Origin of the sequence: Frigoribacterium sp. NPDC087798 (assembly GCF_044742985.1) — a bacterium.
Lineage (GTDB): Bacteria > Actinomycetota > Actinomycetes > Actinomycetales > Microbacteriaceae > Frigoribacterium.
Genome location: NZ_JBIUVP010000005.1, coordinates 48182 through 73584, shown reverse-complemented (window position 1 = coordinate 73584; position 25403 = coordinate 48182). Strand labels below are relative to the sequence as shown.

Sequence of the window (25403 nt, the reverse complement as noted above, 5' to 3'; positions counted from 1 at the left end):
GCCGGTCCCCCGCCTCGTGCCCTGAACCTCCACGAGGTGAGGGGGACTCAAGTAAATCACGAGGAGGCGCGACTCGCGACCCCGAGGACGCGCGGTCCGCGACGACCTCCGGGACGAGAAGAGGGCACGCCCCGGTCGACGAGCGGAGCTCGGACCAGGGCGTGCCCACCGGACCCACGGCCGAGGACCTCACGAAGTCGGATCAGGAGACCACGCTGCGTTCGTCGGCCGCTTGACGGGAACGGGCGCCCCGGTAACCAGCCGGTGAGCGCACTACACCGTACCTCGGACGATGCCCGAGGTGGTGGGTGACTTCCAGGTGATTGGAACACCTCGTAATCCGGATGAAACACCGGACGGCTAACGTCGCGATGAACCAACTGGTTCACATCTCTCGACGGGAGCCCCGATGACCCGCACCACGTCGCTCGACCCGGTCGAACGCTCGGCGTTCGCCGCCTTCCCGAGCGGGGTCGCCGCGCTCGCCGCCACCGGGGTCGACGGCCCGGACGGCATGGTCGTCTCGAGCTTCACGGTCGGGGCCTCGTTCGACCCGCCGATGGTGACGTTCTCCGCACGTCAGGACTCGGCGACCTGGGCCCGCCTGCGCACGGCGCCGCGCCTCGGCGTCTCGGTGCTCGCCGCCGACCAGGGCTTGCTCTGCCGTCAGCTCTCGTCGCGCACGCGGGCCGCCCGGTTCGCCGACGTCGACCACGTCGTCACCGACGACGGGGCCGTCCTGGTGGCAGGCACCCCGCTGCGGCTCGAGTGCGTGGTGCACCGCGAGGTGCCCGCCGGCGACCACGTCGTGGTCATCCTGCAGGTGCTCGGCGCCCGGGTCGACGACACGGCGGCACCGCTCGTCTACCACGGCACCGCCTTCCACTCGCTGCAGCCGATCGGCTGACGCGTCGACCGGCCCGACGGCTCAGGCGACGCGTCCCGGGCCGCCGAGGAGCCCGTCGACCTGGTCGACGGCGCCTTCGACGGCGGCCTCGTCGGCCGGGGACTCGCCGTTCAGCTCGACCTCCTCGGGGCTGTCGCCGTGCACGGCGGCCGGGTCGGTGCGCTCGTCGGCGTCGTGGTTCGCGGGGTTCGTGGGCGTGCTCATGGGGGCCTCTCTCGGGGGCCGACGGTCGACCCCGGTCAGGCCGAAGCTACCCGGCACGTCCGACACGGCTCCCAGCGGATGCGGACCCTCGCCGCGCCTCCCGGGCGTCAGGGCGGAGTCGTCCCGACCCGCCGCGCCCGACCACGGATGCCCGCCGGCTAGTAGAAACGACGGAGGCGCGGAGCCCGATCCGCGCACCCCCAGACCCGCCGGGCGTCCGGCAGAAAGGGCCGACGATGTCGTCTCCCCGCACCCCCACCACCCGAGTCGCCGTCACCGGCGGCAGCGGCAAGCTCGGCCGCGCCGTCGTCCGCGACCTCGCCGAACACGGCTACGAGGTCGTCTTGCTCGACCGCGTCCCCAGCCCCGACCCCGTCGAGGGCGTCGTCTTCGTCAAGGTCGACCTGACCGATTACGGCCAGGTCGCCCAGGCGCTCACGAGCGTGGACGACCGGTACGACCACATCGACGCCGTCGTGCACCTCGGCGCCATCCCGGCCCCCGGCCTGGTGCCGAACGCCGCCCTCTTCACGAACAACGTGACGTCGAGCTACAACGTCTTCGCGGCCGCCCGTGCCGCGAAGATCCGCAACGTCGTCTGGGCCTCGAGCGAGACCCTGCTCGGCATCCCGTTCGACATCGATCCGCCGTACCTGCCGCTCGACGAGGAGTACGCCGTGCGCCCCGAGTCGTCGTACTCGCTGGGCAAGGCCGTCGAGGAGGAGATGGCGCGGCACTTCACGCGGTGGGACCGTCAGCTCAAGCTGATCGGCCTGCGCTTCTCGAACGTGATGGACGACGGCGACTACTCGGAGTACCCCTTCGACGAGACCCCCGAGAAGCGCACCTTCAACCTGTTCTCGTACATCGACGCCCGCGACGGCGCCCAGGCCGTGCGCAAGGCGCTCGAGAGCGACCTCGTCGGCTTCGAGGCGTTCATCATCGCGGCGTCCGACACCGTGATGAACACGCCGACGGCCGTGCTCGCCGAGCAGTACTGGCCGCAGGTCGAGAAGCGCCGGGCGGTCGAGGGCGTCGAGCCGCTGCTCAGCAGCGACAAGGCCCGCGACCTGCTCGGCTTCGTGCCCGAGTACTCGTGGCGCGAGTGGGGCGAGCGCACGGGCAACCACCGCGGCTGACGCCCGCTCCGCGCACCGACGACCCGCGCCTCCTGATCCGACGGACCAGGAGGCGCGGGTCGCGTCACGCGGCGCGCCTCACCCCTCGAGCACGACCGTCGCCTCGAGCGGCAGCTCGGCGACGGACGACCCGACGTGCACCGTGAAGGCGCCCGGCTCGTGGGCCCAGGACCCGTCGCGCCAGTCGGCGAACGCCCGGGCCGGGACGGTCACCTCGACACGGCTCGTCCCCCCGGCCTGCACCACGACGGGCGCGAACCCGACGAGCCACCGCGCCGGACGGTCGACCACGGAGTCGGGGCGCGAGGCGTAGACCTGGACCACGTGCTTGCCCTCGCGGGCGCCGGTGTTGGTGACGTCGACGGCCACCTGCACCGCGCCTCCTGCGCTCACCGTCGAGGTCGCGTCGAGGCCCGAGAGCGACCAGGTCGTGTAGCCGAGGCCGTGCCCGAACGGGTAGGCCGGGGTCGTGCCGGCCTTCAGCCAGGCGCGGTAGCCGACGTGGATGCCCTCGTCGTAGACGACCTCGCCGTCGACGGGGGTGACGTCGATCACGGGCACGTCCGCCTGCGTGGCGGGCCACGTCGTGGGCAGGCGGCCGCCGGGCTCGACGGCACCGGTGAGGACGTCGCCGAGCGCGTGGCCGTACTCCTGACCACCGAACCAGGTGAGGAACAGGGCGTCGACCTCGTCACGCCACGGCATCGTGACCGGCGACCCCGCGTTGACGACCACGACGGTCGTCGCGGCGGCCGCCGCCACGCGCGAGACGAGCTCGTCCTGGCGGCCGGGCAGGTCGAGCGAGGTGCGGTCGAAGCCCTCGGACTCGACCTTGCTGTTCGTGCCCACCACGACGATCGTCAGGTCGGCGGCCGCCGCGGCCGCGACGGCCTCGTCGATCAGCCCGGACGGGTCGGCGTCGTCGGGCTCGATGCCGAAGGTGTAGCTCAGGGCTCCGCCGAGTGCGCTCGCCCCGATGGTGTGGTCGATGACGACGTCGATCGGTCGCCCCTCGACGACCGCCACGGCCGCCGACTGCGACGGCGGTGCGAGGAACGCCGCGCCGAGGTCGTCGCCGACGGCCTCGCTCGTGCCGTCGAGCACGACCTCGCCGTCGACGCGGATGACCGAGTGGCCGACCGAGGCCACGCCGAGCAGGATCTCGCCCGTGACCTCCGGCGTGTAGCGGGTCGAGAAGCGCACCGTGTCGCTGCGCTCGATGGGGGCGTCGCCACCGAACCAGACGAGCGCGGTGGCCCGACGGTGCTCCGAGAACAGCTCGTCGTCGCCCGAACGGAACGACACACGGACGCCGGGTTCGCCAGTCTCGGGATTGGTGATGCGGTCGAGGGGCAGCTCGGCCACGCCCTCTTGCACGACGGCGCCGACCGAGTAGGTCACGGTCGCGTCGGGGAAGGCCTGCTCGATGCCCTCGACGGGCGTGACGACCTTCTCGGGCAGCACCGTGGCGCTGCCGCCGCCCTGGGTCCGCGCGAACCGCGCGTTGTGGCCGACGACGGCGACGGACCGGACGGTCGCGGGGTCGACCGGCACCGCGCCTCCCCGGTCGTGGGCCAGGACGGTGCCGGCGGCCGCGGCCTCGCGGACGAAGGCGATGCCGTCCTCGACCGTGGTCGGCGTCGCGGCGACCGGCTCGAAGCCGTCGAGGGCTCCGACGCGGGCGGCGAGCTGCAACAGGCGCAGCACCTTGCGGTCGATCGAGGCCTCCGGCACCTCTCCCGCCCGCACGGCGGCGACGAGGGCGTCGCCCCAGGGGCCGTCCGGGCCGGGCATCACGAGGTCTTGCGAGTGCTTCGCGCTCTCGACGCTCCGCACGCCGGTCCAGTCGCTGACCACGACGCCGTCGAAGCCCCACTCGCTGTTCAGCGGCGTCTCGAGCAGCTCGTTCTCGGTCGCGGTCACGCCGTTGATCGAGTTGTACGACGACATGACCAGCCAGGCGTGCGCCTCGGTGACGGCCTTCTCGAACGCCAGCAGGTAGAGCTCGCGCAGGGCCCGGTCGCTCACCACGGTGCTCGCGGTGAAGCGGTCCGTCTCGTAGTCGTTGGCGACGAAGTGCTTGGGGGTCGCGCCGACGCCGTTGTCCTGCACGCCGTGGACGTACGCGGCGGCGAGCTCGGCAGTGAGCACCGGGTCCTCGCTGAACGCCTCGAAGTGCCGACCGCCGAGGGGTGACCGGTGCAGGTTGATGGTCGGGCCGAGCACGACGTCGACGCCCTTGCGGCGGGCCTCGACGGCGGCCGCGGCACCGTAACGACGGGCCAGGTCGGGGTCCCAGGACGACGACAACGAGGAGGCGCTGGGCAGGTTCAAGGACGGCGAGCGTTCGTCCCACACCTCGCCGCGCACCCCGCTGGGGCCGTCGCTGACGAGGATGCGCCGCAGGCCGATCTTCTCGTTCGGGTGGGTCGTCCAGAAGTCGCGGCCGGTGAGCAGCTGCACCTTCTCGTCGAGCGTGAGTCGCCCGAGCAACTCGCTCAGTCGGGCCTGGTCGTCACGGGCCTGGTCGTCCCGGGCCTGGTCGTCCCGGATCTGGTCGTCTCGGATCTGGTCGTCGGCCGCGTCGCCGTCGTGGTGGAGGGTCATGACGTGACGCTACCAGCGAAAACCGAGTGACGGTGGGTTTCGGGCCCGAGCGCCGACGGTCGCGCTAGCCTGACCGCATGGCACAACGGGGTTCGTACGCGAAGGGTGTGGCCAAGCGCACGGAGATCCTCGACACGGCGCTCGAGGTGGTCTCCCGCAACGGCTTCCGCGGCACGTCGGTCCGGGAGCTCGCCGACTCGGTCGGCCTCAGCCAGGCCGGGCTGCTGCACTACTTCGACAGCAAGGACGAACTCTTCACGGCCATCCTGCGCCGACGCGACGAGGTCGACCTCGCCCTCGCCGACCCGCAGGCGGACATCGTCGAGCAGTTGATCACCGTCATCCGGCACAACGCCGACGTGCCCGGGCTGGTCCAGCTGTTCGCCAGCATGTCGACGGCCGCGACGAGCGATCCGAGCCATGCCGCCCACGCGTACTTCGTCGAGCGCTACGCGTCGATCCGCGCCCAGGTCGCCGAGGCGATCACCGCCCGACAGCGACGGGGCGAGGTGCCGGCGGGCGTCGACCCCACCCGCCTCGCGACCGTCCTGCTCGCGGTCAGCGACGGCATGCAGATCCAGTGGATGCTCGACCCCGCCACCGACATGGCCGAGCACGTCGAGCTCGTCTGGCGCCTCGCGCTGGCGACGGTGGGCACCCCCGCCTGACCCCGTCCGGCCGGCGCCCGGCACATCTTCCGAGCCCGGGACGGGACACGCCCGTCCGGCTCAGGCCCGCAGCATGCCCGTCGTCACCAGTTCGCGGACCTGGGGCAGCAGCTCCGCCCGCAGAGCGGCCTCGTCGGCCCCGAGCAGCTGGGCCAGGGCACCGACGATCGCCCCGACGCTGAGCTCGCCGTCGCAGGCACCGACCAGGGCCGACAGGGCCGTCCCCGAGTCGACGGTGCGGGCGAAGCCGCCGCCCTGCCGCAACGAGATCACCGTGGGGTCGTCGTTGCCCGGCCAGTAGTGGCGCTCCTCGGTGACGTCGCCCGCGACGACCAGCCGACGCGCGGCCAGCTGCTCGTCGTCGAGGTCGCGCAGCAGGTCGATGGCGTCGAGCGTGCCGAGCAGGTGGGCACCGAGTCCCACGTCGTTCTGGCCGAGACCGCCGAGGAGGCGCTCCGTGCGCACCACGGGCAGGCTCGCGTCGTCCGCGGGCCGACGCACCGTCAGGTAGCCGAACCCGACCTCGACGACCCCGCGGGCCTCGAAGTCGCCGAGCCACGCCTCGTACAGGCGCTCGAAGTCGGCGGAACCGGGTCGGGTGCCGCCGTCGCGGATCCAGGTCTCGGAGTACGCGGTCGGGTCCTGCACCTCGCGCTCGACGACCCAGACGTCGACGGGCACGCCACCCCGGGCCGCCCAGTCGGCGACCGAGTACGCGCCCCTCTTGCCGGCGACCGCACCCGCGCCTCCGGACTCCCAGTTGCCCAGCAGCTGCGCGATGCCGCCCGGCGCGAGGTGGCGCCCGAGGCCCTCGACGACCGAGGCGACGAGGTCGTCGCCGACCATGCCGCCGTCGCGGTACTCGTACTCGGGCACGCCCTCGGCTCGCGGCGTGATGACGAAGGGCGGATTCGAGACGATGTGGTCGAAGGTCTCGCCGGCGACGGGCTCGAACAGGCTGCCCAGCCTCAGCTCGATGCCGTCGACCAGGTTGAGCGCGGCGTTGAACGCGGCGTAGTCGAGGGCGCGCTGCGAGATGTCGGTGGCCACGACGTGCCGCGCGTGCCGGGCCGCGTGCAGCGCCTGGATGCCGCAGCCGGTGCCGAGGTCGAGCGCGCGGTCGACCTGGCGCGAGATCATCAGGCCGGCGAGCGTCGCCGAGGCTCCCCCGACGCCGAGCACGTGGTCTTCGCGCAGCGCCCCCTCGACGACGAGCTCGCCGAGGTCGGAGGCGATCCACCAGCTCGCCTCGCCCGAGGCGTCGACGAAGGCGTACGGACGGAGGTCGACGAGCGCACGGACCGAGTCGCCCTCCCTCGCCACGAGCCCGAGGGCGACCGCGCCCTCGGCGCCCAGGGTCGGCAGGGCGCCGGCCACCGCGTCGACGGCCTGCGGGTAGCCGAGCACGAACAGCGACGCGAGCGTGGCGGCCGGACGCACCGACTCGTCGCGGGCCGCGCTGCGGGCGAGGGCACGACGGGCCGCGACCCGCTCGCCGCGGAAGAGTGCGGCCCCCGCGTGCGAGCCCCACGCGTCGGCACCCTGCAGCCGCTCGACCGTGAACCCGGACGACGCCAGGTCGGCCCTCAGCCGTGCGAGCAGCTCGGGATCGGTCGAGAGGTGGGGCGTCGGGGCATCGGTCGGGGTCGTCGGAGGCACCCGACCATCATGGTGCAGGAGGCGCGACACCGGTCGTCCCGGACGCCACGGAGCCCCCGTCGCGGACGACGGGGGCTCCGCCCGACATGGGCCAGTGGACGCGGAACGCGTCAGCTGGTGAACACCACGTCGTCGTAGTCGAACGACGGGGACATCTGGAACACGATCTGGTCGGCGTCGGCCACCGAGAACACGATGCGGTACGAGATGGACTGGCCGGCCGGGACGACCGTCGTGGGCGAGCTCTCGATGTCGGAGTCGTAGACCTTGCTGGCCTCGACGCCGCCCGAGGTGGCCGTCTCGTACGGCATCGGGTCGAAGTTGGCGTCGGTGCCGTTCTCGATCGTCACGGTGAAGACCACGGAAGCCGCCTGGTCGGCGCCGCTCGAGTACTCGCCGGGCGTGTACGCCTCAGGGGCCGAGACGGTCAGGGCGATGCCGTCGTCGTAGGTGAAGGTGTCGCCGAAGGCGTTGTTCTCGGCCGAGGCGTCACCGTCGGCCGTCCCGGTGTCACCCGAGTCGATCGAGCCGCTCGTGGGCAGGGACTCGTTGATGGCCTGGACGGAGGCGAGCCCGACGATGACACCGAAGATCACGACGGCGATGCCGATCAGGACGCCCAGCCCCGACACGATCGTGCCGATCAGGGCGAGCATGCGCGCACCCTTCTTCTTCACGAGCGCGATGATGCCGAGCACGAGGCCGACGATCGCGGGGATCACGCCGAACCCGACGAACGACAGCAGCAGTCCGACGCCGCCGACGACGATCGAGGCGATGCCCAGGCCGTTGCCGCCCTGCGGCGACTGCGGGGCCTGACCGTAGGCGGGAGCGCCGGTCGGGGCGCCACCGTAGGGCTGCTGCTGGCCGCCGTACGGCTGCTGCGGCTGTCCGCCGTAGGGCTGCTGCGAGCGGTCGCCCTGCGACTGCCCGCCGTAGGGCTGCTGCGGGGCTCCGTAGGCGGGCTGGGGAGCACTCGGCGGGGGCGTGGTGCCGTAGGCCGGCTGCGGGAGCTGGGGTGCCGACGGCGGAGGCGTCTTCTGGTCGCCGCGTCCGTTCTCGTCGCGAGGGTCACGGGGCTCGTCGGACGAGCCGTAGGGCGGCTGCGGAGTGCTCATCAGGCAAGCATGTCGTGATCTCGACGTCCCCGAGGGCCGAACAGGCTGCGCGACCGGTTTTCGTTACCGATCTGTCGTAATTGATTCACCCTCCGCAACCTCTCGGCGGTCATGCGCCGAATCGGGGTGGTCAGGCCGGCAGCACCGAGATCTCGAACTCGCCGTACATGTGGGCGGCGTCGCGCAGGTGGCGCAGCGCCTCCTCGGCCTCGGATCGGGAGTGGTACGGCCCCCGGGCCGGCGCGCCGGGCAGGGCACGGGCGTACGAGTACTGCAGGTACCAGACCGGGTGGTCGTGTTCGTCGTGCTGCACGATGCTGACTGCGAGTGACATGCCCGGATGCTACGACCGCCCTCGGCCCGCCGCACCCGCTCACAGCGGATCCATCAGGTCGCTCGGGCCGACGACGGCGGCGCCGGCATGAGGAAGGCCCGGGTCGTGATCGACCCGGGCCTGATGTGGTGGAGCTAAGGGGATTCGAACCCCTGACCTTCTCATTGCGAACGAGACGCGCTACCAACTGCGCCATAGCCCCAGAAACTGCTCTGCCACGATAGCACCTCGTCGACACCCGGATGAACCCGGGCCGGATGCTCCGCGGGTCAGACGGCGCGGCGACGCTGCAGGGCCTCGTCGAGCGAGAAGTCCGACTGCGGCAGGTCGTCGATGATGCCCATGCGGGCGAAGCGACTCGGGGGGCGAGGGGGCGCGACCGGCTCGACCCGCGCCTCCTCGGCGGGGACGGCGGGAGCCGCGACGGGTGCAGGAGGCGCGGTGCGGGCCACCGACGCCCGTCGCGTCGACTGCAGCGCGGCCTCGGCCCGGGCGGCCTCGCGCAGGGCGTCGTGTTGGGCCGACCGGAGGGACTCGACCGAGCGACGGGAGTCCCGCTGCAGCTCGGCCGCCGCGTCGTCGGCCGACGCGGCGCCCACATAGGCGTCGGGGACGGGGCGCTGGCGGCCGCGCCGCAGGTAGAGGGGCCTCGGGACGGGCACGGGGGTCCACAGGCGCGACTCGGCCGAGGCCTGCTCGTCGCGGATGACGACGCCGTCGCCCATGACGCCGGAGAAGTCCTTGAGCGGCTGCGCGACGGGGGCGACGACCGCCCGGCGGGCGCGCGCCCGCGACACGGCGGCGAGCTGGGTCAGCATCGCGACCGCGCCGGCACCGAAGAGGAGGCCGGCGACGACGAGCACCCACGACGACGTCAGGCCCGCGGCGACGCCGCCGACGACGGCGACGACGCTGACGGCGAGCACCACGGTCGAGACCAGGCGTGAGCGCCGGAGCCGACGGGCGGCGAGGGCCGGGTCGCGGTCGGCGGCACGCAACACGGGGGCGGCCGCGGCGAGCTCACGGGTGACGGCACGCTGCCGCGCCGCCTCGTGCGCACGCCTCAGGGCCTCGCGCCGCGCCTCCTCGTGTCGCAGGATCTTCTGCGCGTCGGCGACCGAGCGGGCGTTCGCCTCGATGCGCACCTCGTCGGGGACCTCGGCCGTCTGGGCGAGGATGCGGAGGGTCTGCTGCAGCCGCACGGCGTTGCGTTCGGTCGCGAGGTACTCCCGTCGGCGCTGCCAGGTGGGCACGAGGTAGACGAGCCAGAGCGCGGCGACGAGAGCGAGGACGACGCCTCCACCCCACGACTCGATGTTCATGGTGACCAAGGTATGAGCGGGCGGGCCCCGGAGGCCGCTGATCGACAGGTGTGTCCGCGTGTCGCGGCACGGATGTGCCTCGCGACCCGACGGGCGACCCCCGAGGGCGGAGTCGCTAGAGCGGCAGCGCGCGCCCGGCCTCGGCGAGGGCGTCGGCGGGCACGCTGCCCTGCCCGACCGGCACGGTGCCCGTGGTCCAGCGACGCAGGACGCCTTCGGGGACCTCTTCGGCGACCAGCGCGAAGCAGAAGTGGTCGCGCCACGAACCGTTGATGTGGATGTACCGCCGCCGCAGACCCTCGTAACGGAAGCCCAGCTTCTCGACGACGCGCAGGCTGGGGGCGTTCTCGGGCCGGATGCAGATCTCCATGCGGTGGAGCCCCAGTGCCCGGAAGCAGTGGTCGGTCGCGAGTGCCACCGCGATCGGCGTCGCGTTGTGGCCCGCCGCGGCCTGGGTCACCCAGTAGCCGATGGTGGCCGAACCGAGCGAGCCGTAGGCGATGCCCGAGACGTTCAGCTGGCCGACGAACCGGCCGTCGAGCTCGATCGCGAACGGCAGACCGAGCCCGGCCCGGGCGTTCGTCTGCAACGAGCGGATGCTGCCGCGCACGTCGTGGCTGGTGAAGCCGTTCGGGTTGGTGGCCTCCCACTGCCGCAGCCACGACCGGTTCTCCATCAGGGCCTGGTCGAGGTCGCGGGTGTCACGGAGACGGAGGGGGCGGATGGTCACCGCCCCCTCCGTCAGCGTGGGGATGTTCGTCACGGAACGAGTCGCCTGCTTACTTCTCGAGCCCGGCGGTGAACTCTTGCAGCCACGGGCGCAGCTCGCCGCCGATGTCCTCGCGGTCGGACGCGAGCTGGACGATGGCCTTGATGTAGTCGAGCTTGTCGCCGGTGTCGTACCGACGGCCACGGAAGACGACGCCGTACACGCCGCCGGTCCACTCTTCGGCACCGGCCATCTTCATGAGGGCGTCGGTCAGCTGGATCTCGCCGCCCTTGCCCGGCTCCTGCTTCTCGAGGACGTCGAAGACCTCGGGGCGGATGACGTAGCGGCCGATGATGGCCAGGTTCGAGGGCGACTCGCCCTGGGCCGGCTTCTCGACGAGGCCGGTGACCTTGACGACGTCGTCCTCGTCGGTCTTCTCGACCGTGGCGATGCCGTAGAGGTGGGTCTGCGAGGGGTCGACCTCGAGGAGGGCGATGACGGTGGCGTTCTTCTGCCCCTGCACCTCGACCATGCGCGTCAGCAGCGGGTCGCGTGCGTCGATGATGTCGTCACCGAGCAGCACGGCGAACGGCTCGCGACCGACGTGCATCTTGGCGCGGAGCACCGCGTGGCCGAGGCCGAGCGGGTCGCCCTGGCGCACGTAGTGCATGTCGGCGAGGTCGGTCGACTGGTTGACCTTGGCGAGCTTGTCGTGGTCACCCTTCTTCTTCAGCGTCTCCTCGAGCTCGCTGACGTGGTCGAAGTGGTTCTCGAGCGCGTTCTTGTTGCGTCCCGTGATCATCAGCACGTCGGTGAGGCCGGCGTTGACGGCCTCCTCGACGACGTACTGGATCGCCGGCTTGTCGACGACCGGCAGCATCTCCTTCGGCATTGCTTTCGTGGCGGGCAGGAATCGTGTCCCCAGGCCCGCGGCGGGAATGACTGCTTTAGAAATCGTGAAGCCCATGCGGGTCAGCGTATCCATCCCCGACGTTTCGCGGAGGTTAATAGTCGGACGGTTAAGCTCGTCGTCATGACTGACGACGTCGGCAACGCCAAACGCGCCCTGCGAGCCGAGATCCGCCAGAAGCGTCGCACCCTGGGTGCGCACGAGAGGGATCAGGCCACCGAGGGCATCACGCGGCACCTCACCGACCTCGCGACGGGCCTGTCGGTGCGCTCGATCGCGGCCTACCTGTCGACCGACGTCGAGCCGAACACGCGTCCGTTCCTGAACTGGGCCTTCGCGAACGACGTCCGCGTGCTGTTCCCGATCACGCGGGCCGACGGCCTGCTCGACTGGGCGGTGGGCGACGGCGAGAGCGAGACCCGGGGCCTCTTCGACCTGCCCGAGCCCGTCGGCGAGGTGCTCAGCCCGATGGCGGTCAACGACGTCGACCTGATCGTCGTGCCCGCGGCGTCCATCGACCACGGCGGCATGCGCATGGGCTGGGGCCGGGGCTACTTCGACAAGACCCTCGGCTCCATGGAGCGTCGCCCGCCCGTCTATGCTGTGGTGTTCGACCCCGAGTACGTCGAGTCGGTGCCCCGAGAGCGGCACGACCAACCCGTCGACGGCGTCGTCACCCCCTCCGGCATCCACGAGTTCTAGACTCGCCTTCCTTCAGGAGCGCCTCCGTGCCCACCTACTCCTACCGCTGCACCGAGTGCGACAACGCCTTCGACATCGTCCAGTCGTTCACCGACGACACGCTGACGGTCTGCCCGGTCTGCCAGGGCAAGCTCCGCAAGGTGTTCAGCCCCGTCGGCGTGACCTTCAACGGATCGGGCTTCTACCGCACCGACTCGCGTTCGAAGGGCACGTCGGGCTCGGGCTCGTCGGGCGGCTCCGGCGAGAAGGGATCGTCGTCCGGCTCGTCCGACAAGAGCTCAGGAGGCGCGAGCGGCTCGTCCTCGTCGGGCGCCTCGGGCAGCGGGTCGGGTTCGTCCGGCTCCGGCAGCGGCTCGTCCGGCTCCGGCTCGTCCGGCTCGGGCTCGTCGGGCTCGAGCTCGTCCGGTTCGAGCTCGTCGGGCGGTTCGTCCAGCTCGTCCTGACCGGCCGCGGCGACCGACGGGGCCACCCGAGCGCGCCTCCGTGGTTTGCTTGACGTCGAGAATCTCATCTCGTCCGATCAGAAGGAGTCGCCCGTGAAGGGTTTCAAAGAGTTCATCCTGCGCGGCAACGTCATCGACCTCGCCGTCGCGGTCGTCATCGGTGCGGCCTTCACCGCCATCGTGACGTCGCTCGTGACCAACGTGTTCAACCCGCTGATCGGGGCCGCGTTCAACGCGACCATGCTCGACGAGGCGCTCATCGTCACGATCCCGACGCTCGCCGGCGGCGAGGCCCAGCTGAAGTTCGGCGCCGTCATCGGGTCCGCGATCCAGTTCTTGATCATCGCGGCCGTCGTCTACTTCGTGCTCGTGCTGCCGGTCAACAACCTGCTCAAGCGCACCTTCGCCAAGCAGAAGGCGGAGGAGACCCCCGCCGACGTCCCGCCGACCGACGTCGAACTGCTCAGCGAGATCCGCGACCTGCTGCGTGCGCAGGCCGCACCCGCCGTCGGCGGCGGTTCCCACGCCGCGCCCGTGCTCGAGTCGCGCGACCCCCACAGTGAGAACGGTCCGCTCGGCAGCCGCTGACGCCCCGGCGGCTCCCCCGGGCTCCGACCGCCCGTGAACCCCGAATGCGACGATGAACCCCCCGGAATCGGGGTTCATCGTCGCATTCGTGGTTCATGCCGACGTCGGGCGTGCGTCGCCGCCCGAGGCCGACTCAGCCCCAGTGCGGCGGGACGTCGGCACGAAGTCGCTGGTCGTTCTCGCTCGACCCCTGCCGAGCGGGTTCGGGCGCGGGCGTGGGGTCGCTGCCCGGCACCGGGTCGGTGCTGACGCGACGCCCGGACCGCCGACGCACCACCAGGGGGCTCGGCTCGGCCGCCTCGAGGGCGTGAGGGGCGTCGCCCTCGGACGCCGCGCCTCCTGCGGTCATCGACGGTTGACGTGCTGGCTGGCCGACAGGGCCGGCACCTCGTGCGTGTGCGAGTCACCGATGCCGAGCACCTCGGCGACGCGCTCGGCGACGGCGTCGGGATCGGTGAAGAGCTGGAACGCGTGCACACGGATGTAGTGCCAGCCGAGCCGCCGCAGCACCTCGGGACGCGAGCGCAGCGACTCGCGCAGGCTGGTGCGCGAGAGCGTCGTGTCGGTCTCGATCGTGACGCAGACGCCGTCGTGGGCGGCGACGAGACCGAGCTTGCCCCGGTGCCCGAGCGCGACGGGGATGCCCTTGACCTCGAGCCGGCGAGCCAGGTCGACGAGCATGGGCTCGCTGTCGTCGGGCACGTGCTCGGCCGACGTCCTGGCCTGCACCTCGGTGAGGATCTCGCTGAGCGCGACCGTTCCGTGGCCCATGCGACTCGAGTCGATGTCACCCGGCTGGAAGCAGGTGACGATGACCATCGAACGACGCGCACGCGTCATGGCCACGGCCAGCAGGCGCTCGCCACCCGGCTGGCCGAGCGGCCCGAAGTCGCTGAGCACGCGGCCGTGCGGGGTGCGGCCGTAGCCGATCGAGAACACGACGTGGTCGCGGCTCTGCGCGACGCTCTGCTCGAGGGTGGCGATCATGAACGGCTCGCTGCGGTCGCCCACGACGAACTCGGTCAGGTCCTTGTGCCCCGAGACGGCAGTCAGCACGGCCTGCTGGACGCGGATGGCGTGCTTGGCCGACGCCGTCAACACCATGAGCGACTCGCTCGGGCGCGTGCGGGCGTGTTCGAGGACGAGGGACACGACGCGGTCGACCTCGGCGTCGACACTCTCGACGGCGCCGGACTCGGGATCGGGGACGGCGGTGCCGCCCGAGACGTAGTCGAGCGCGATGCTGCCGTGGCCGAGGAAGCTGCCCGCCCAGGGGAGGGACTCGATGCGACCGCCGTAGAAACGACGGTTGACGAGTTCGGCGAGGTCTTCTCCGCCGGCACGGTAGCTGCGCGTGAGGGAGAGCGTGGGCAGCAGGGTCGCGAGGCGCGCCAGGGCGCTCTCGGAGTGCGACGCGGCCAGGGCCTCTTCGTCCGCGTCGACGGGCGGCTTGCCCGGCACGACGCCGATGTCGAACTCGGAGGGGGTCTGGGTCACGGGGTCGCCGAACGCGACCGTCTGCTTGCCCCGACGGATAGCCCCGACGTTCTCGGCCAGGGTCGTGGCCCCGGCGTCGACGAGCACGACCGTGTCGAACGGCACGGTGTCGGCGATGGTGTGGACCTCGTACGGCGACGCGACCCAGACGGGAGCGATGGCGCGCGACAGGTGCGGGGCCGCGTCGTGCAGCAGGCGAGCGGTCAGGTGGCCCTGACGCAGCAGACCCTTGAGCGCCGACGCCTCGTCGGGCCAGTCCACCAACCCGATCTTCCAGTTCTCGGCCAGGAGCCACGCGAGCAACTGGGCGCTGCCCGCGGCGTGGGCCTCGTCGACGAGGCGGAAGTCGGCCTCGAGTCGGTCGAGCATCGCGGTGTTGGCGCCGAGCAGGGCGCGGTCGGCCTCGAGCAACGACTCGAGCGCCGAGCGCCACCAGGCGAGCTCGAGTTCGGCCGCGACCTGGTGCTCCGGCACGTGGCGGTTGGCCAGGTCGGTGATCAGCGGGGTCAGTTCGAGGTCGCGCAGGGTCGTCATGAGCTCGGTGCGCTCTTGGAGGTTCTGCAGGACGTCGCTCTCGGCGGCGAGGGCCTCGAGTCGTTGCTGCAACTCGACGATGCCGATCTCGGTGAGCCCGTCGTCACCCTTGAGGCCGAGGGGGCCGTCGAGCCGCTCGAGGTCTTGCGACACCTGCTGGTGCAGCACGTGCGTGTCGGCGATGCCCGTCGGCACCTCGGGCGGGGTGCCCGCCGACACGTAGCGCTGCCAGACGACGCGTTGCTGCTGGATGCGCTGCAGCGCACCGTGCAGGTCGGCGATGTGGACGCCGGGTCGCACGTACTCGCGGGCGAGCTTCTTGAGCCGACGGCGGTTGGCGCTCGACATGTCGGGTGCCTCGCGCTTCGGCGCCGTCGCGGCGACGAGCTCGGCGACCGAGCGGTCGAACACGACGGGCATGAACTTGTCGAGGGTGTCGCGGATCTCGGTGAGCAGGCGCAGGTAGACGCCGAGCTCGGCGACGCTCTCGAACGGGCGCATGCGCGTGCTGCCGATCACCTCTTCGGCGCGCTCGAGCAGACGCGGCAGGTCACGGTGGTGGAGGTTCTTGGCGAGCTGGTGGGCGTCACCGGCCCCGACGCTCTCGGTGAAGCGCGCGCCGTACCAGGGCGAGTCGCCCGGGCCGTACTTGAACTCGCCCAGGTTGGCGGCACCGACCATCGTCTCGGCGACGCGGCCACGACCGTCGACCATGGCGGCGATGCTGCGTCGGCTGAGGCGGGCGGTGGTCGCCGGGGCCGCGGGCAGCAGGGCCAGCCGCGAGAGCTCGGTGAGGCAGTCGAGCACCGAGACGCCGAGCTCGGGGTCCCGGCGGCTGAGGGCGCCGCGGTAGTCGACGAGCACCTTGCGGAGGCGCACGAGGGCGTCGTCGACCTCACCCATCTGCGGGTGGGTGGCCTTCTCGTTGCGGGAGATCGACCGGATCACGTCACGACGCAGCGTGGTCGGGCTGACGGCGACGCCCGGCAGGCCGACCTCGGCGAGACGGCTGGTGATGCCGCGCAGGGTCGCCCGGCGGGCGCTGACCACGAGGACGCGCTTGTTCTGCGACACCAGACGACCCACGGCGTTGACGATGGTCTGCGTGCCACCGGTGCCCGGCAGGGTCTTGACGACGACCGAGTTGCCGGCGGCGATCTGGGCCACGACGTTCTCTTGCTCGGGATCGGCGTCGAGCAGCAGGGTGTCGGTCTCGGGGCTGCGCTCGTCCTGGGGCGTGGCGGTGGTCGGGCGGTAGGCCTCTTCGACCTGACGGATGGCCATCGGGTTGCCGGCGAGCGCGTCGAGCACCGGGTGCCCCAGCTCGCGGGCGTCGAGGGCCATCTCGGTCGAGACCTCGGTGAAGGTCGAGACGACCAGGCGGGGCTGCACCGTGAACCACTCGAGGTGGGCGGTCAGCCCACGGAGCCGGTCGATGACCGGGTTGGGCGTGAACGACCCCTCTCGGCTGGCGAGGGAGACGAAGGACTCGGCGTCGAGCGTGATGCCGAACTGGTCGTGCAGCGCGTCGACCAACGACGGGTTGAGGAAGGGCTCTCCGAGCAGCTTGACCTCGAAGTCACGCCCGTGGCGACGGATCGCCAACGGCCGCAGCAACACGGGCGCCCGGAAGTCTTCTCCGGCGAAGGACCAGGCGGCGACGCCGATGGCCAGGTGGACGGCGTCGATGCCGCGGACCGTGCTCAGCTCGAGCCCCTTGGCGGCGATCTCACCGGCCGCGGCACGGGCCGTGCGCAGGGCGAGGTCGTCGCGGATCAGGCTGGAGAGCAGGGTCGTCTTGCCCGTGATGAACTGCGCGAGGCCACCGGGGTGGGTCGTGCTCAGCTCGATGCGGGACCGCTGCGAGTCGCCGAAGTGCAGCAGCGTGGAGGGGCCGCCCACCCGGCGGAGGGACTCGCGCCAGGTGTTCCAGACGGGCTCGGCCACGTTGCCCAGGGACTGACCCGGGTGCCCGAGGCTGACGGCGTGGGGTGTGATCACGCCCGTGGGCGCGCCGGTCGGGACGGCGACGGAGTCGTTCTCGTCGTCGTCGTTGTCATGCTGTCTGTCGGCTCGCCACACCCTGACACCTTAAGCGGTCCGCCCCGACAACTCCCGGAGGACGGGCGGTTCCGCCGCGAGTCGCCGTGGGGCGCCACCCCGGTACCGGCGGTCGCATCGGCGACACCTGACGCCCATCGACGGTCGTGTTACACCATCCGTCATCATGCGCGACATGATCGGTTACGTGAGTTGTCGTCATAACCGTGCGCTCGTACGTCACCGTACAGTACGGTCATCACGGGGGCTATTCAATGAGCCGACACGACACCGTGTCTCGACACCAGGAGCGCACATGCCTTTCGAACAGAAGTACAGCGACGAGACGCGAGAGAAGTCGCTCGCCCGGGTGCTCGAGCGTCGCGAGGCCGAGCCGGGCAACCGGTCGATCATCCGCGAGACGGCATCCGAGTTCGAGGTCGGCGAGCAGTCCCTGCGCGGTTGGATCCGAGCCCACGAGCGGGCGACCGCCCCCACGCCGGCACCCGACGACGCGGTCGAGAAGGAACTCGACGTCACCTCGGACGACGACGAGCCCGCCCCGTCGACCACCGCGGCCCCGCGCCGAGGTCGCCCCCCGGGCTCGGGGTCGGCCGCCACGGCCGAACGCGTCGCCGAGCTCGAGGCGGAGGTCGCCAAGCTGCGCCGCGACCGCGAGGCCCTGAAGGGCGCCATGGCGGTCCTGCTGGCCGACTGACCTAGCACCCGAGACCCGCGGCCACCGCCCGGGACGACGAGAGCGCCCGACCCCGCGACTGCCATCCGGGGTCGGGCGCTCTCGTGTGCTCGGTGCGCGACCGAAACGGACCGGTGCGGCCGCCCGGTCTCGGAGGGGGGACGAGACTCGCGGGCGGACGCACCGACTCACACAGTGTGACAGTTGGAATGTCACATGTCAAGTGGTCGCTGAGGAGCCGACCTGCGGGAGGCGCCACCCGACTCCGCGACACGGGTCGCCTCCCGCCCGGGGTGCGGCCCTATGCTGTCGCCACGCAGAGCGCGCGCACCACTTCGTGCAAGGGGACCCCCATGGCAGGCACCTTCGTCGTCACCCAGGACGCCTCGGGCGAGTACCGCTTCGCCCTCACCACCGGCAGCGGCGTGGTCATCGCCTCCTCCGAGGGCCATCGCCAGAAGGGCGCGGCGATGAACGCGATCGACGACCTGCGTCGAACCGCCGTCGACGCGGTGGTCGACGACCGGACGAGCGTGCCCGAACCGGGTCACGCCGACTGACGGACCGCGCCCCGGCGACTCCGGTCGCGACTCAGTCGGGGCGGTCGCCGGTGGCGACGGGTCGCGCGGGGTCGTTCGACCAGGCGCTCCACGACCCGGCGAAGAGCACGGGGTCGAACCCGGCGATCGTCGCGGCCAGGGCGTTGTGGGCCGCCGTGATGCCCGACCCGCAGTAGACGGCCACCAGCGTCGCCGGAGTGACCCCCGCCTCCTCGAACCGGGTCCGCAGCGCGGCGGCGTCGACGAAGCGGCCCGACGGGTCGAGGTTGCCCGCCGTGGGCAGGTTGACGGCGCCCGGGACGTGACCGGCTCGCGGGTCGACCGGCTCGACGTCGCCGCGGTAGCGCTCGGCGGCCCGGCTGTCGACCAGCACGCCCGTGGTGGGCCACGAGGCCGCCGCGTCGGCGTCGATCACGGGCCACGGATCGTCGCCGAGGGTGACGTCGCCGGGCACCACGTCGGCATCGCCCTGTTCGACGGGCAGGCCCGCGTCGGTCCAGGCCGCGAGCCCGCCGTCGAGCAGACGCACGTCGGCGACGCCCGAGGCCCGCAACAGCCACCACGCGCGGGCCGCGGACTGCCCGCCGAGGTCGTCGTACACGACGACGGCGTCCCCGTCGCGGAGTCCCCAGCGCCGGGCGGCGGCCTGCAGGTCGGCCCGGTCGGGCAGCGGATGACGCCCCTCGACGGGTTCACCGTGCCGGGCGAGCTCGGAGTCGAGGTCGACGTAGACGGCGCCCGGCAGGTGCCCCTCGCGGAAGGCGGGACGGCCGTCCGGCCGGTCGAGCCGCCACCGGACGTCGAGCAGGCGCACGACTCCCCCGCCCGTCAGGGTGGCGTCGAGCTCGGCGGCGGTCACGAGGGGATGGCTCATGCCGACGAGGCTAACCGGCGTCCCACAGGTGAGGACTTCTCGACGTCGAGGGACCGCACGGACGGTGACCGTCCGGTCCCCTAGTTTGAGCGCATGACCGACCACATCGTCCTCGCCGGAGCCAGCGGCTTCATCGGGCAGCACCTCGCGGCCGCGTTCCGCGCCGAGGGTGCCCGCGTCAGCCTGATCGGCCGCCACGGACCCGACGCGTCGTGGGGTGACACCGCCGGCATCACCGCCCTGCTCGAGGGCGCCGACCTGCTCGTCAACCTCGCCGGGAAGAGCGTGAACTGCCGCTACGGCCCGGAGAACCGCGCCGAGATCGTGCGCTCGCGCGTCGAGACCACGCGCGAACTGAAGGAGGCGGTGCTCGCGTGCGCCGCGCCTCCTCGGGTCTGGATGAACTCGTCGACGGCGACGATCTACCGCCACGCCGAGGACCGCCCGATGACCGAGTCGGAGGGCGAGATCGGGTCGGGGTTCTCGGTCGACGTGGCCACCGCGTGGGAGGCCGAGTTCTTCTCGGGCGAGCTGCCCGCCACCCGCCGCGTCGCCCTGCGCATGGCCATCGTGCTGGGCGACGGCAGCGCGCTCGTCCCCCTGATGAACCTGGTGCGGGCGGGCCTCGGCGGGCCGCAGTTCGACGGCCCGTGGCCGGCCACCCGGGCGCGGCTCGCGGCGGGCACGTACCACCACGAGGGTCGCGGCGGTGGACGGCAGAAGTTCAGCTGGATCCACGTCGACGACGTGCTCGGGGCGATCCGGTTCGCCCGTGCGGACTCGTCCGTCGAGGGCCCGCTCAACCTGTCGTCCCCGAACCCGAGCGACAACCGCACCGTGATGCGCACCCTCCGTCGCGTGCTGGGCGTGCCGTTCGGCCTGCCGGCCTGGCGGTGGATGCTCGAGCTCGGCACGGCCGTGCTCCGCACCGAGACCGAGCTCGTGCTCAAGAGCCGGTGGGTGCTGCCCGAGCGCCTCGTCGACGGCGGGTACGAGTTCGTCCACCCGCACCTCGACGAGGCCCTGAAGAGCATCGTCGCCGGGAGGCGCGGCGCGGCCTGAGTGCCCCTGGTGCGACCAGGCCGAGGACGGCGGCCGCCGCGCGGGTGCCGGTCAGCGGAGGACGGAGCTGAGCAGCAGGCTGGTCTCGCTGTTGACGACGCCCTCGACGCTGCGGATGCGGGCGAGCACGCGGTCGAACTCGCCGAGCGACGACGTGCGCAGCTCGGCGACGAGGTCCCAGCCGCCGTTCGTCGTGTGGAGCGACGCCACCTCGGGGAACCCGCGCAGCTGCCGGATGACGTGGTCGGTCGACCGCCCCTCGATCTCGATGAAGCCGATCGCACGGATGAGGTCGGGATCGTCGGCCTCTCGCACCCGCACGGTGTAGCCGAGCACCGTTCCCGACGCCTCGAGCCGGTCGAGCCGTGAGGTGATCGTCGCCCGCGTCACGCCCAACCGCCGCGCGAGGCTCGCCGCCGACTCGCGCGCGTCGACCCGCAGGGCCGCCAGGAGGCGCCGGTCGAGTTCGTCGAGATCCGCCATGGATCGAAACGTACAGCACGACCGCGCACAACGGGTGATCGAGCGTGCGGAATGGCGCTCGATGGTGATTGTGGCTGCACATCGCCCAGTCCTAACGTGGTGCCACCCGGACGCGACGACCGAACCGGGCCGAGCAGGAGGAGGTCGCCGTGGTGCGCTTCGTGGACGTGCAGAACATGATCCGATGGGTCACCGACCGCGGGGTCGGCCCGATCACCAGCGGCATGGTGACCGCCCTCGAACGCGACTTCGCCCGGTGGCCCGCCTTCGACAAGTCGCCCCGCGTCGCCTCCCACAGCCCCATCGGCGTCATCGAGCTGATGCCGGCCAGCGACAGCGAGACCTACGGCTTCAAGTACGTCAACGGCCACCCGTCGAACCCGGGCCGCGGCTACCAGACCGTCACCGCGTTCGGCGTGCTCGCCGACGTCGACACGGGCTACCCGACCTTCCTCGCCGAGATGACGATCCTCACCGCGCTGCGGACCGCCGCCACGAGCGCGATGGCCGCCAAGCGTCTCGCCCGGGCCGACTCGCGCGTGCTCGCCCTGATCGGCGCCGGCTCGCAGGCCGAGTTCCAGGCCCTCGCGATGCGCTCGACCCTCGGGCTCGACACGGTCCGCGTGTTCGACGTCGACCCCGGCGCCACGGCGAAGTTCGTCCGCAACCTCGAGCCGCTCGGCTTCGACATCACGGTCTGCGCGAGCCCCGGTGAGGCGGCCGACGGCGCCGACGTGATCACGACCTGCACGGCCGACAAGCAGAACGCGGTCGTCCTGCCCGACGAGGCCGTCCGCCCCGGCGTCCACGTCAACGCGATCGGCGGCGACTGCCCGGGCAAGACCGAGCTCGACCCCGCGACGCTGCGCCGGGCCGACGTCTTCGTCGAGTACCCCGAGCAGACCCGCGTCGAGGGCGAGATCCAGCACCAGCCGGCCGACTTCGCCGTCACCGAGCTGTGGCAGGTCGTCGCCGGGCAGCGCCCCGGGCGCACGAGCGACGAGCAGATCACGATCTTCGACTCGGTCGGCTTCGCCATCGAGGACGTGTGCGCCCTGAAGTACCTCCGACAGGACGTCGTCGGCACCGACTACGCCGTCGAGATCGACCTCGTCGCCGACCCCGACGACCCGAAGGACCTGTTCGGCCTCGTCGCCGCCCGCCGACCCGTCGGCGTCTGAGCCCCCGACCGCCCCGGACCGCACCCACCGCCGAAGCCGCGCCGAGACCGTCGTGACGACCGTCGCTCCCCCGCCCCGCGCCTCCTCGTCCCCGGCGACCGCCGTGGTGACGCCGCCGGCGTCCCCCGCACTCCGCGCCTCCTCGCGCACCCGAAGCGCCGACGAGGAGGCGCGGACGGCCCTCCAGTCGCCCGCCGCGGTCGTGATGGTGCGGCCGCACCACTTCACGCCGAACCCGCAGACCGCGGCCGACAACGCGTTCCAGACCGACCCGGCCGAGGTCGACGCGACCCGGGCCCAGCTCGCGGCGCGCGCGTTCGACGAGGTGACCCGGGCGGCCGAGGCCCTGCGCGCGGCGGGCGTCACGGTGCACCTCGTCGACGACGGGCGGACCGACCGGCCCGACGGGGTGTTCCCGAACAACTGGTTCTCGACCCACGACGACGGCCGGGTGATGCTCTACCCGATGCACTCGCCCAACCGTCGGGGCGAGCGACGCACGGACGTCGTCGACCTGCTGCGCGAGCGCTACCGCGTCACCGAGGTGCTCGACCGTTCCCCGCTCGAACGGCTCGGGATCGTCGTCGAGGGCACCGGGGCGCTCGTCCTCGACCACGTCGGGCGCGTCGCCTACGTCGCGCTCTCGCACCGTGCCGACCGGGCGGCCGTCGCCCTGGTCTGCTCCGACCTCGGCTACGAGCCCCTGACCTTCACCGCGACCGACGCGACGGGCGTGCCGATCTACCACACGAACGTCATGATGAGCGTGGCGTCGCGGTTCGCCCTGGTCGGACTCGAGTCGATCGCGTCACCGAGCGAACGGAGGCGCGTGGTCGAGCGCCTGGCGGCCTCCGGACGCGAGGTGGTCGCCCTGACCCGCACCCAACTCGGCGAGTTCGCGGGCAACGCGCTCGAACTGGCGGGGGCCGACGGGCCCGTGCTGGCGATCTCGGCACGAGGATGGGCGTCCCTCACCCCGTCGCAACGCCGCACCGTGTCGCGGCACGCACGGCCACTGCCGCTCGAGGTGCCGACGATCGAGCTCGCCGGCGGGTCCGTGCGCTGCATGCTCGCCGGGGTGCACCTGCCGCCCCGGTCGTAGCCGGGGCGCCTCCTGCCTCGGTGCCGGCCGGGGCATCGGCCGCCCCGGTGACGCGGGTGCGGGCCTTGCACGCACTGCAGCTTCTCAGGACTGTCACGGTCGCTTGAGGGCACGCCCCCAGCGGACCCCCACGTACCGTCGTCTCAGGAGCCTTTCCGCTCGTCACGAGCCTTCTCCGCTGTCCGGCCGTTCGCGCCGCTCAGCCCGACCCGCCTCATCAGCCCGACCCACCCGGAGCATCCCCGTGGACGTCTCACTGACCACCTGGCTCATCACGATCGCCGTCACCATCGCGTTCTTCGTGTTCGAGTTCTTCACCCACGTGCGCAAGCCGCACGAGCCGACGATCGGCGAGTCCGCCCGCTGGTCGGCGTTCTACATCGGTCTCGCGCTGCTGTTCGGCGTCGGCATCGGCTTCGTGAGCGGCTGGGGCTTCGGCGGCGAGTACTTCGCCGGCTACCTCACCGAGAAGGCGTTGTCGATCGACAACCTGTTCGTCTTCCTGCTGATCATGACCGGGTTCGCCGTGCCGCGCATGTACCAGCAGAAGGTGCTGATGATCGGCATCGTCATCGCGCTCATCATGCGTGCGGGCTTCATCGCCGCCGGCGCCGCGCTGATCGAGAACTTCTCGTGGGTCTTCTACCTCTTCGGCGCCCTGCTCTTCGTGCTGGCCTACCAGCAGATCAAGGGCGACCACGGCGGCAACGCGGCCGACAACGCCTTCGTCAAGATCGCCCGCCGCGTCCTGCCCGTCGACGACGAGTTCCACGAGGACAAGTTCACCGTCAAGAAGGGCGGCAAGCGCTTCGTGACGCCGCTGCTGCTCTGCGTGATCGCGATCGGCTTCGTCGACCTGGTCTTCGCCCTCGACTCGATCCCCGCGATCTACGGCCTGACCAACGAGGCGTACATCGTCTTCACGGCCAACGCCTTCGCTCTGATGGGTCTGCGCCAGCTCTACTTCTTGATCGGCGGGCTGCTCGAGCGCCTCGTGTACCTGTCGCAGGGCCTCGCGATCATCCTCGCGTTCATCGGCGTGAAGCTCGTCTTCCACGCCCTTCACGTCAACGAGGTGCCGTTCATCAACGGCGGCGAACCGCTGCTGTGGGTGCCCGAGATCCCGATCTGGTTCTCGCTGCTCTTCATCGGCGCGACCATCACCGTGGCCACGATCGCCAGCCTCGCCAAGACCCGCGGCGACGCCCAGAAGGCGAAGCGCGACGAGGTCGACGGCGAGAAGGTCACGGTCGCCAAGGACTCGGACGACCCCACCCGCCACTAGGCGCCCGCCCGCACTGCACCGCGTTTCGTGCACCGCACCACGACCAGTCGGGGTGCGGTGCACGAAACGCGGTGTGGTGTGTCACGAGCGCGCGGCACCAGGCCGCCACACCACCGCGACTTGGTCCGTCGACGGCCGTGCGCGAAGATCGGGTGTCCTCCCGCGGTCGTCGAGGGGGACCGCCTGAGAGGGGTTCTCCGTGGTCGTCGATCGACATGCCGGCTGAGACGCTCGGGCTGCTGCTCGGCCGGTGGTCCGTCACGCGCGAGATCGACGACCACCGCACCGGCGAGCACGCCCGGTTCGACGGGACGGCGACCATCGAGGAGGCGCGGGCGGGTTCCGACCTCGTGGCGACGTACGACGAGGCCGGCGTGCTGGTCGTGGCCGACCGGCGGACGCCCGCCACCCGGCGACTCGGCTACGCGACCCGGGGTGACGGCTCGCTCGACGTGCGCTTCGCCGACGGACGGCACTTCGTCGACCTCGACCTGCGGTCGGGGGCCTGGGAGGCGCACCACCCGTGCGCCCCGGACGCCTACCTCGTCGAGACCCGCGTGCTCTCACCGACGTCGTTCGAGGAGCGGTGGACGGTGCGCGGGCCGGCGAAGTCGTACGACGCGCTCACGACGTACGAGCGCGTCGCCGGGCATCCCGCCACGAAGTGAACAACCCGCCACACGTTCGCGTGGCGGGTTGTTTACTTCGTGGCGGGGTGGAGGGTCGGCGCGTGGCGAGGTGACGCGGTGCCGCGGTGCCGCGGTGCCGCGGTGCCGGG

General features: G+C 71.9%; 25 protein-coding genes and 1 tRNA gene. 13 read left to right on the top strand and 13 right to left on the bottom strand.

Going from position 1 to position 25403, the window contains the following annotated elements; genetic code table 11:
- Positions 1-409: 409 nt before the first annotated feature.
- Positions 410-907 (top strand): flavin reductase family protein, encoded by a 498-nt coding sequence (locus ACIOSR_RS13065; RefSeq protein WP_402752842.1) that lies wholly within the window; start codon positions 410-412, stop codon positions 905-907.
- Positions 908-928: 21 nt separating this feature from the next.
- Here ACIOSR_RS13065 and ACIOSR_RS13060 read toward each other — a convergent pair whose 3' ends face one another.
- Positions 929-1111, bottom strand: coding sequence for a hypothetical protein (locus tag ACIOSR_RS13060; protein ID WP_056048970.1), 183 nt, complete (start codon positions 1109-1111; stop codon positions 929-931).
- 236 nt (positions 1112-1347) lie between these two features.
- Here ACIOSR_RS13060 and ACIOSR_RS13055 point away from each other — a divergent pair, with 236 nt between their 5' ends.
- Complete coding sequence (locus ACIOSR_RS13055; protein WP_402752841.1) at positions 1348-2250, top strand: NAD-dependent epimerase/dehydratase family protein; 903 nt, start codon at positions 1348-1350, stop codon at positions 2248-2250.
- A gap of 78 nt (positions 2251-2328) precedes the next feature.
- Here ACIOSR_RS13055 and ACIOSR_RS13050 read toward each other — a convergent pair whose 3' ends face one another.
- Positions 2329-4857, bottom strand: coding sequence for a beta-glucosidase (locus tag ACIOSR_RS13050; RefSeq protein ID WP_402752840.1), 2529 nt, complete (start codon positions 4855-4857; stop codon positions 2329-2331).
- A gap of 77 nt (positions 4858-4934) precedes the next feature.
- On the opposite strand from ACIOSR_RS13050, the gene ACIOSR_RS13045 reads away from it, so the two are divergent.
- On the top strand, positions 4935-5525 hold the full coding sequence (locus ACIOSR_RS13045; RefSeq protein ID WP_200922612.1) for a TetR/AcrR family transcriptional regulator: 591 nt from the start codon (positions 4935-4937) through the stop codon (positions 5523-5525).
- 60 nt (positions 5526-5585) lie between these two features.
- Here ACIOSR_RS13045 and ACIOSR_RS13040 read toward each other — a convergent pair whose 3' ends face one another.
- The 7 genes from ACIOSR_RS13040 to galU form a co-directional block, all read right to left on the bottom strand.
- Positions 5586-7184: a methyltransferase gene (locus ACIOSR_RS13040; protein WP_402752839.1), complete on the bottom strand. Its 1599-nt coding sequence runs from the start codon at positions 7182-7184 to the stop codon at positions 5586-5588.
- A gap of 110 nt (positions 7185-7294) precedes the next feature.
- The gene (locus ACIOSR_RS13035; protein WP_402752838.1) at positions 7295-8302 is read right to left on the bottom strand and encodes a hypothetical protein; all 1008 of its coding nucleotides are present in this window, start codon (positions 8300-8302) and stop codon (positions 7295-7297) included.
- Positions 8303-8432: 130 nt separating this feature from the next.
- Entirely contained in the window at positions 8433-8636 is a 204-nt protein-coding gene (locus ACIOSR_RS13030; RefSeq protein ID WP_056048981.1) for a hypothetical protein, read from the bottom strand.
- Positions 8637-8762: 126 nt separating this feature from the next.
- Positions 8763-8838, bottom strand: a tRNA-Ala gene (locus tag ACIOSR_RS13025).
- A 67-nt stretch (positions 8839-8905) separates the two neighbouring features.
- Complete coding sequence (locus ACIOSR_RS13020; protein WP_402752837.1) at positions 8906-9958, bottom strand: hypothetical protein; 1053 nt, start codon at positions 9956-9958, stop codon at positions 8906-8908.
- Positions 9959-10073: 115 nt separating this feature from the next.
- A complete protein-coding gene (locus ACIOSR_RS13015) occupies positions 10074-10721 on the bottom strand; it encodes a GNAT family N-acetyltransferase (protein WP_056048986.1) in 648 nt (215 codons plus the stop codon).
- A 16-nt stretch (positions 10722-10737) separates the two neighbouring features.
- Positions 10738-11652, bottom strand: a complete 915-nt coding sequence (galU, locus tag ACIOSR_RS13010; protein WP_369794403.1) for a UTP--glucose-1-phosphate uridylyltransferase GalU — start codon at positions 11650-11652, stop codon at positions 10738-10740.
- A gap of 48 nt (positions 11653-11700) precedes the next feature.
- On the opposite strand from galU, the gene ACIOSR_RS13005 reads away from it, so the two are divergent.
- The 3 genes from ACIOSR_RS13005 to mscL all read left to right on the top strand — a co-directional run bounded on the left by ACIOSR_RS13005 (position 11701) and on the right by mscL (position 13310).
- Entirely contained in the window at positions 11701-12279 is a 579-nt protein-coding gene (locus ACIOSR_RS13005; RefSeq protein ID WP_056048994.1) for a 5-formyltetrahydrofolate cyclo-ligase, read from the top strand.
- 26 nt (positions 12280-12305) lie between these two features.
- Positions 12306-12722, top strand: a complete 417-nt coding sequence (locus ACIOSR_RS13000) for an FmdB family zinc ribbon protein (RefSeq protein ID WP_402752836.1) — start codon at positions 12306-12308, stop codon at positions 12720-12722.
- A gap of 93 nt (positions 12723-12815) precedes the next feature.
- The gene (gene mscL, locus ACIOSR_RS12995) at positions 12816-13310 is read left to right on the top strand and encodes a large conductance mechanosensitive channel protein MscL (RefSeq protein ID WP_056049319.1); all 495 of its coding nucleotides are present in this window, start codon (positions 12816-12818) and stop codon (positions 13308-13310) included.
- A gap of 133 nt (positions 13311-13443) precedes the next feature.
- On the opposite strand, the gene ACIOSR_RS12990 is transcribed toward mscL, so the two are convergent.
- Together ACIOSR_RS12990 and ACIOSR_RS12985 are read right to left on the bottom strand one after the other, a co-directional pair.
- Positions 13444-13659, bottom strand: coding sequence for a hypothetical protein (locus ACIOSR_RS12990; protein ID WP_056048999.1), 216 nt, complete (start codon positions 13657-13659; stop codon positions 13444-13446).
- Positions 13656-17423, bottom strand: a complete 3768-nt coding sequence (locus ACIOSR_RS12985) for an AAA family ATPase (RefSeq protein ID WP_402752835.1) — start codon at positions 17421-17423, stop codon at positions 13656-13658. Before ACIOSR_RS12985 ends, ACIOSR_RS12990 begins: the two co-directional genes overlap by 4 nt.
- A gap of 274 nt (positions 17424-17697) precedes the next feature.
- On the opposite strand from ACIOSR_RS12985, the gene ACIOSR_RS12980 reads away from it, so the two are divergent.
- A complete protein-coding gene (locus ACIOSR_RS12980) occupies positions 17698-18099 on the top strand; it encodes a hypothetical protein (protein ID WP_402752834.1) in 402 nt (133 codons plus the stop codon).
- A gap of 332 nt (positions 18100-18431) precedes the next feature.
- Positions 18432-18638, top strand: a complete 207-nt coding sequence (locus ACIOSR_RS12975; protein ID WP_285062629.1) for a DUF1508 domain-containing protein — start codon at positions 18432-18434, stop codon at positions 18636-18638.
- 31 nt (positions 18639-18669) lie between these two features.
- On the opposite strand, the gene ACIOSR_RS12970 is transcribed toward ACIOSR_RS12975, so the two are convergent.
- Positions 18670-19512: a sulfurtransferase gene (locus tag ACIOSR_RS12970; protein ID WP_402752833.1), complete on the bottom strand. Its 843-nt coding sequence runs from the start codon at positions 19510-19512 to the stop codon at positions 18670-18672.
- Between the two features lie 93 nt (positions 19513-19605).
- Between ACIOSR_RS12970 and ACIOSR_RS12965 the strand changes: the two genes are divergently transcribed.
- Entirely contained in the window at positions 19606-20574 is a 969-nt protein-coding gene (locus ACIOSR_RS12965; RefSeq protein ID WP_402752832.1) for an epimerase, read from the top strand.
- A 51-nt stretch (positions 20575-20625) separates the two neighbouring features.
- Here the strand turns inward: ACIOSR_RS12965 and ACIOSR_RS12960 are convergent, their stop codons facing one another.
- On the bottom strand, positions 20626-21057 hold the full coding sequence (locus ACIOSR_RS12960) for an Lrp/AsnC family transcriptional regulator (RefSeq protein ID WP_056049014.1): 432 nt from the start codon (positions 21055-21057) through the stop codon (positions 20626-20628).
- A gap of 149 nt (positions 21058-21206) precedes the next feature.
- Here ACIOSR_RS12960 and ACIOSR_RS12955 point away from each other — a divergent pair, with 149 nt between their 5' ends.
- The 4 genes from ACIOSR_RS12955 to ACIOSR_RS12940 all read left to right on the top strand — a co-directional run bounded on the left by ACIOSR_RS12955 (position 21207) and on the right by ACIOSR_RS12940 (position 25293).
- Positions 21207-22238, top strand: coding sequence for an ornithine cyclodeaminase (locus tag ACIOSR_RS12955; RefSeq protein WP_402752831.1), 1032 nt, complete (start codon positions 21207-21209; stop codon positions 22236-22238).
- Positions 22239-22290: 52 nt separating this feature from the next.
- Positions 22291-23340, top strand: a complete 1050-nt coding sequence (gene ctlX, locus ACIOSR_RS12950; protein WP_402752830.1) for a citrulline utilization hydrolase CtlX — start codon at positions 22291-22293, stop codon at positions 23338-23340.
- 244 nt (positions 23341-23584) lie between these two features.
- The gene (locus ACIOSR_RS12945; RefSeq protein ID WP_056049019.1) at positions 23585-24625 is read left to right on the top strand and encodes a TerC family protein; all 1041 of its coding nucleotides are present in this window, start codon (positions 23585-23587) and stop codon (positions 24623-24625) included.
- Positions 24626-24840: 215 nt separating this feature from the next.
- Positions 24841-25293 (top strand): DUF6314 family protein, encoded by a 453-nt coding sequence (locus ACIOSR_RS12940; RefSeq protein ID WP_402752829.1) that lies wholly within the window; start codon positions 24841-24843, stop codon positions 25291-25293.
- Positions 25294-25403 lie beyond the last annotated feature (110 nt).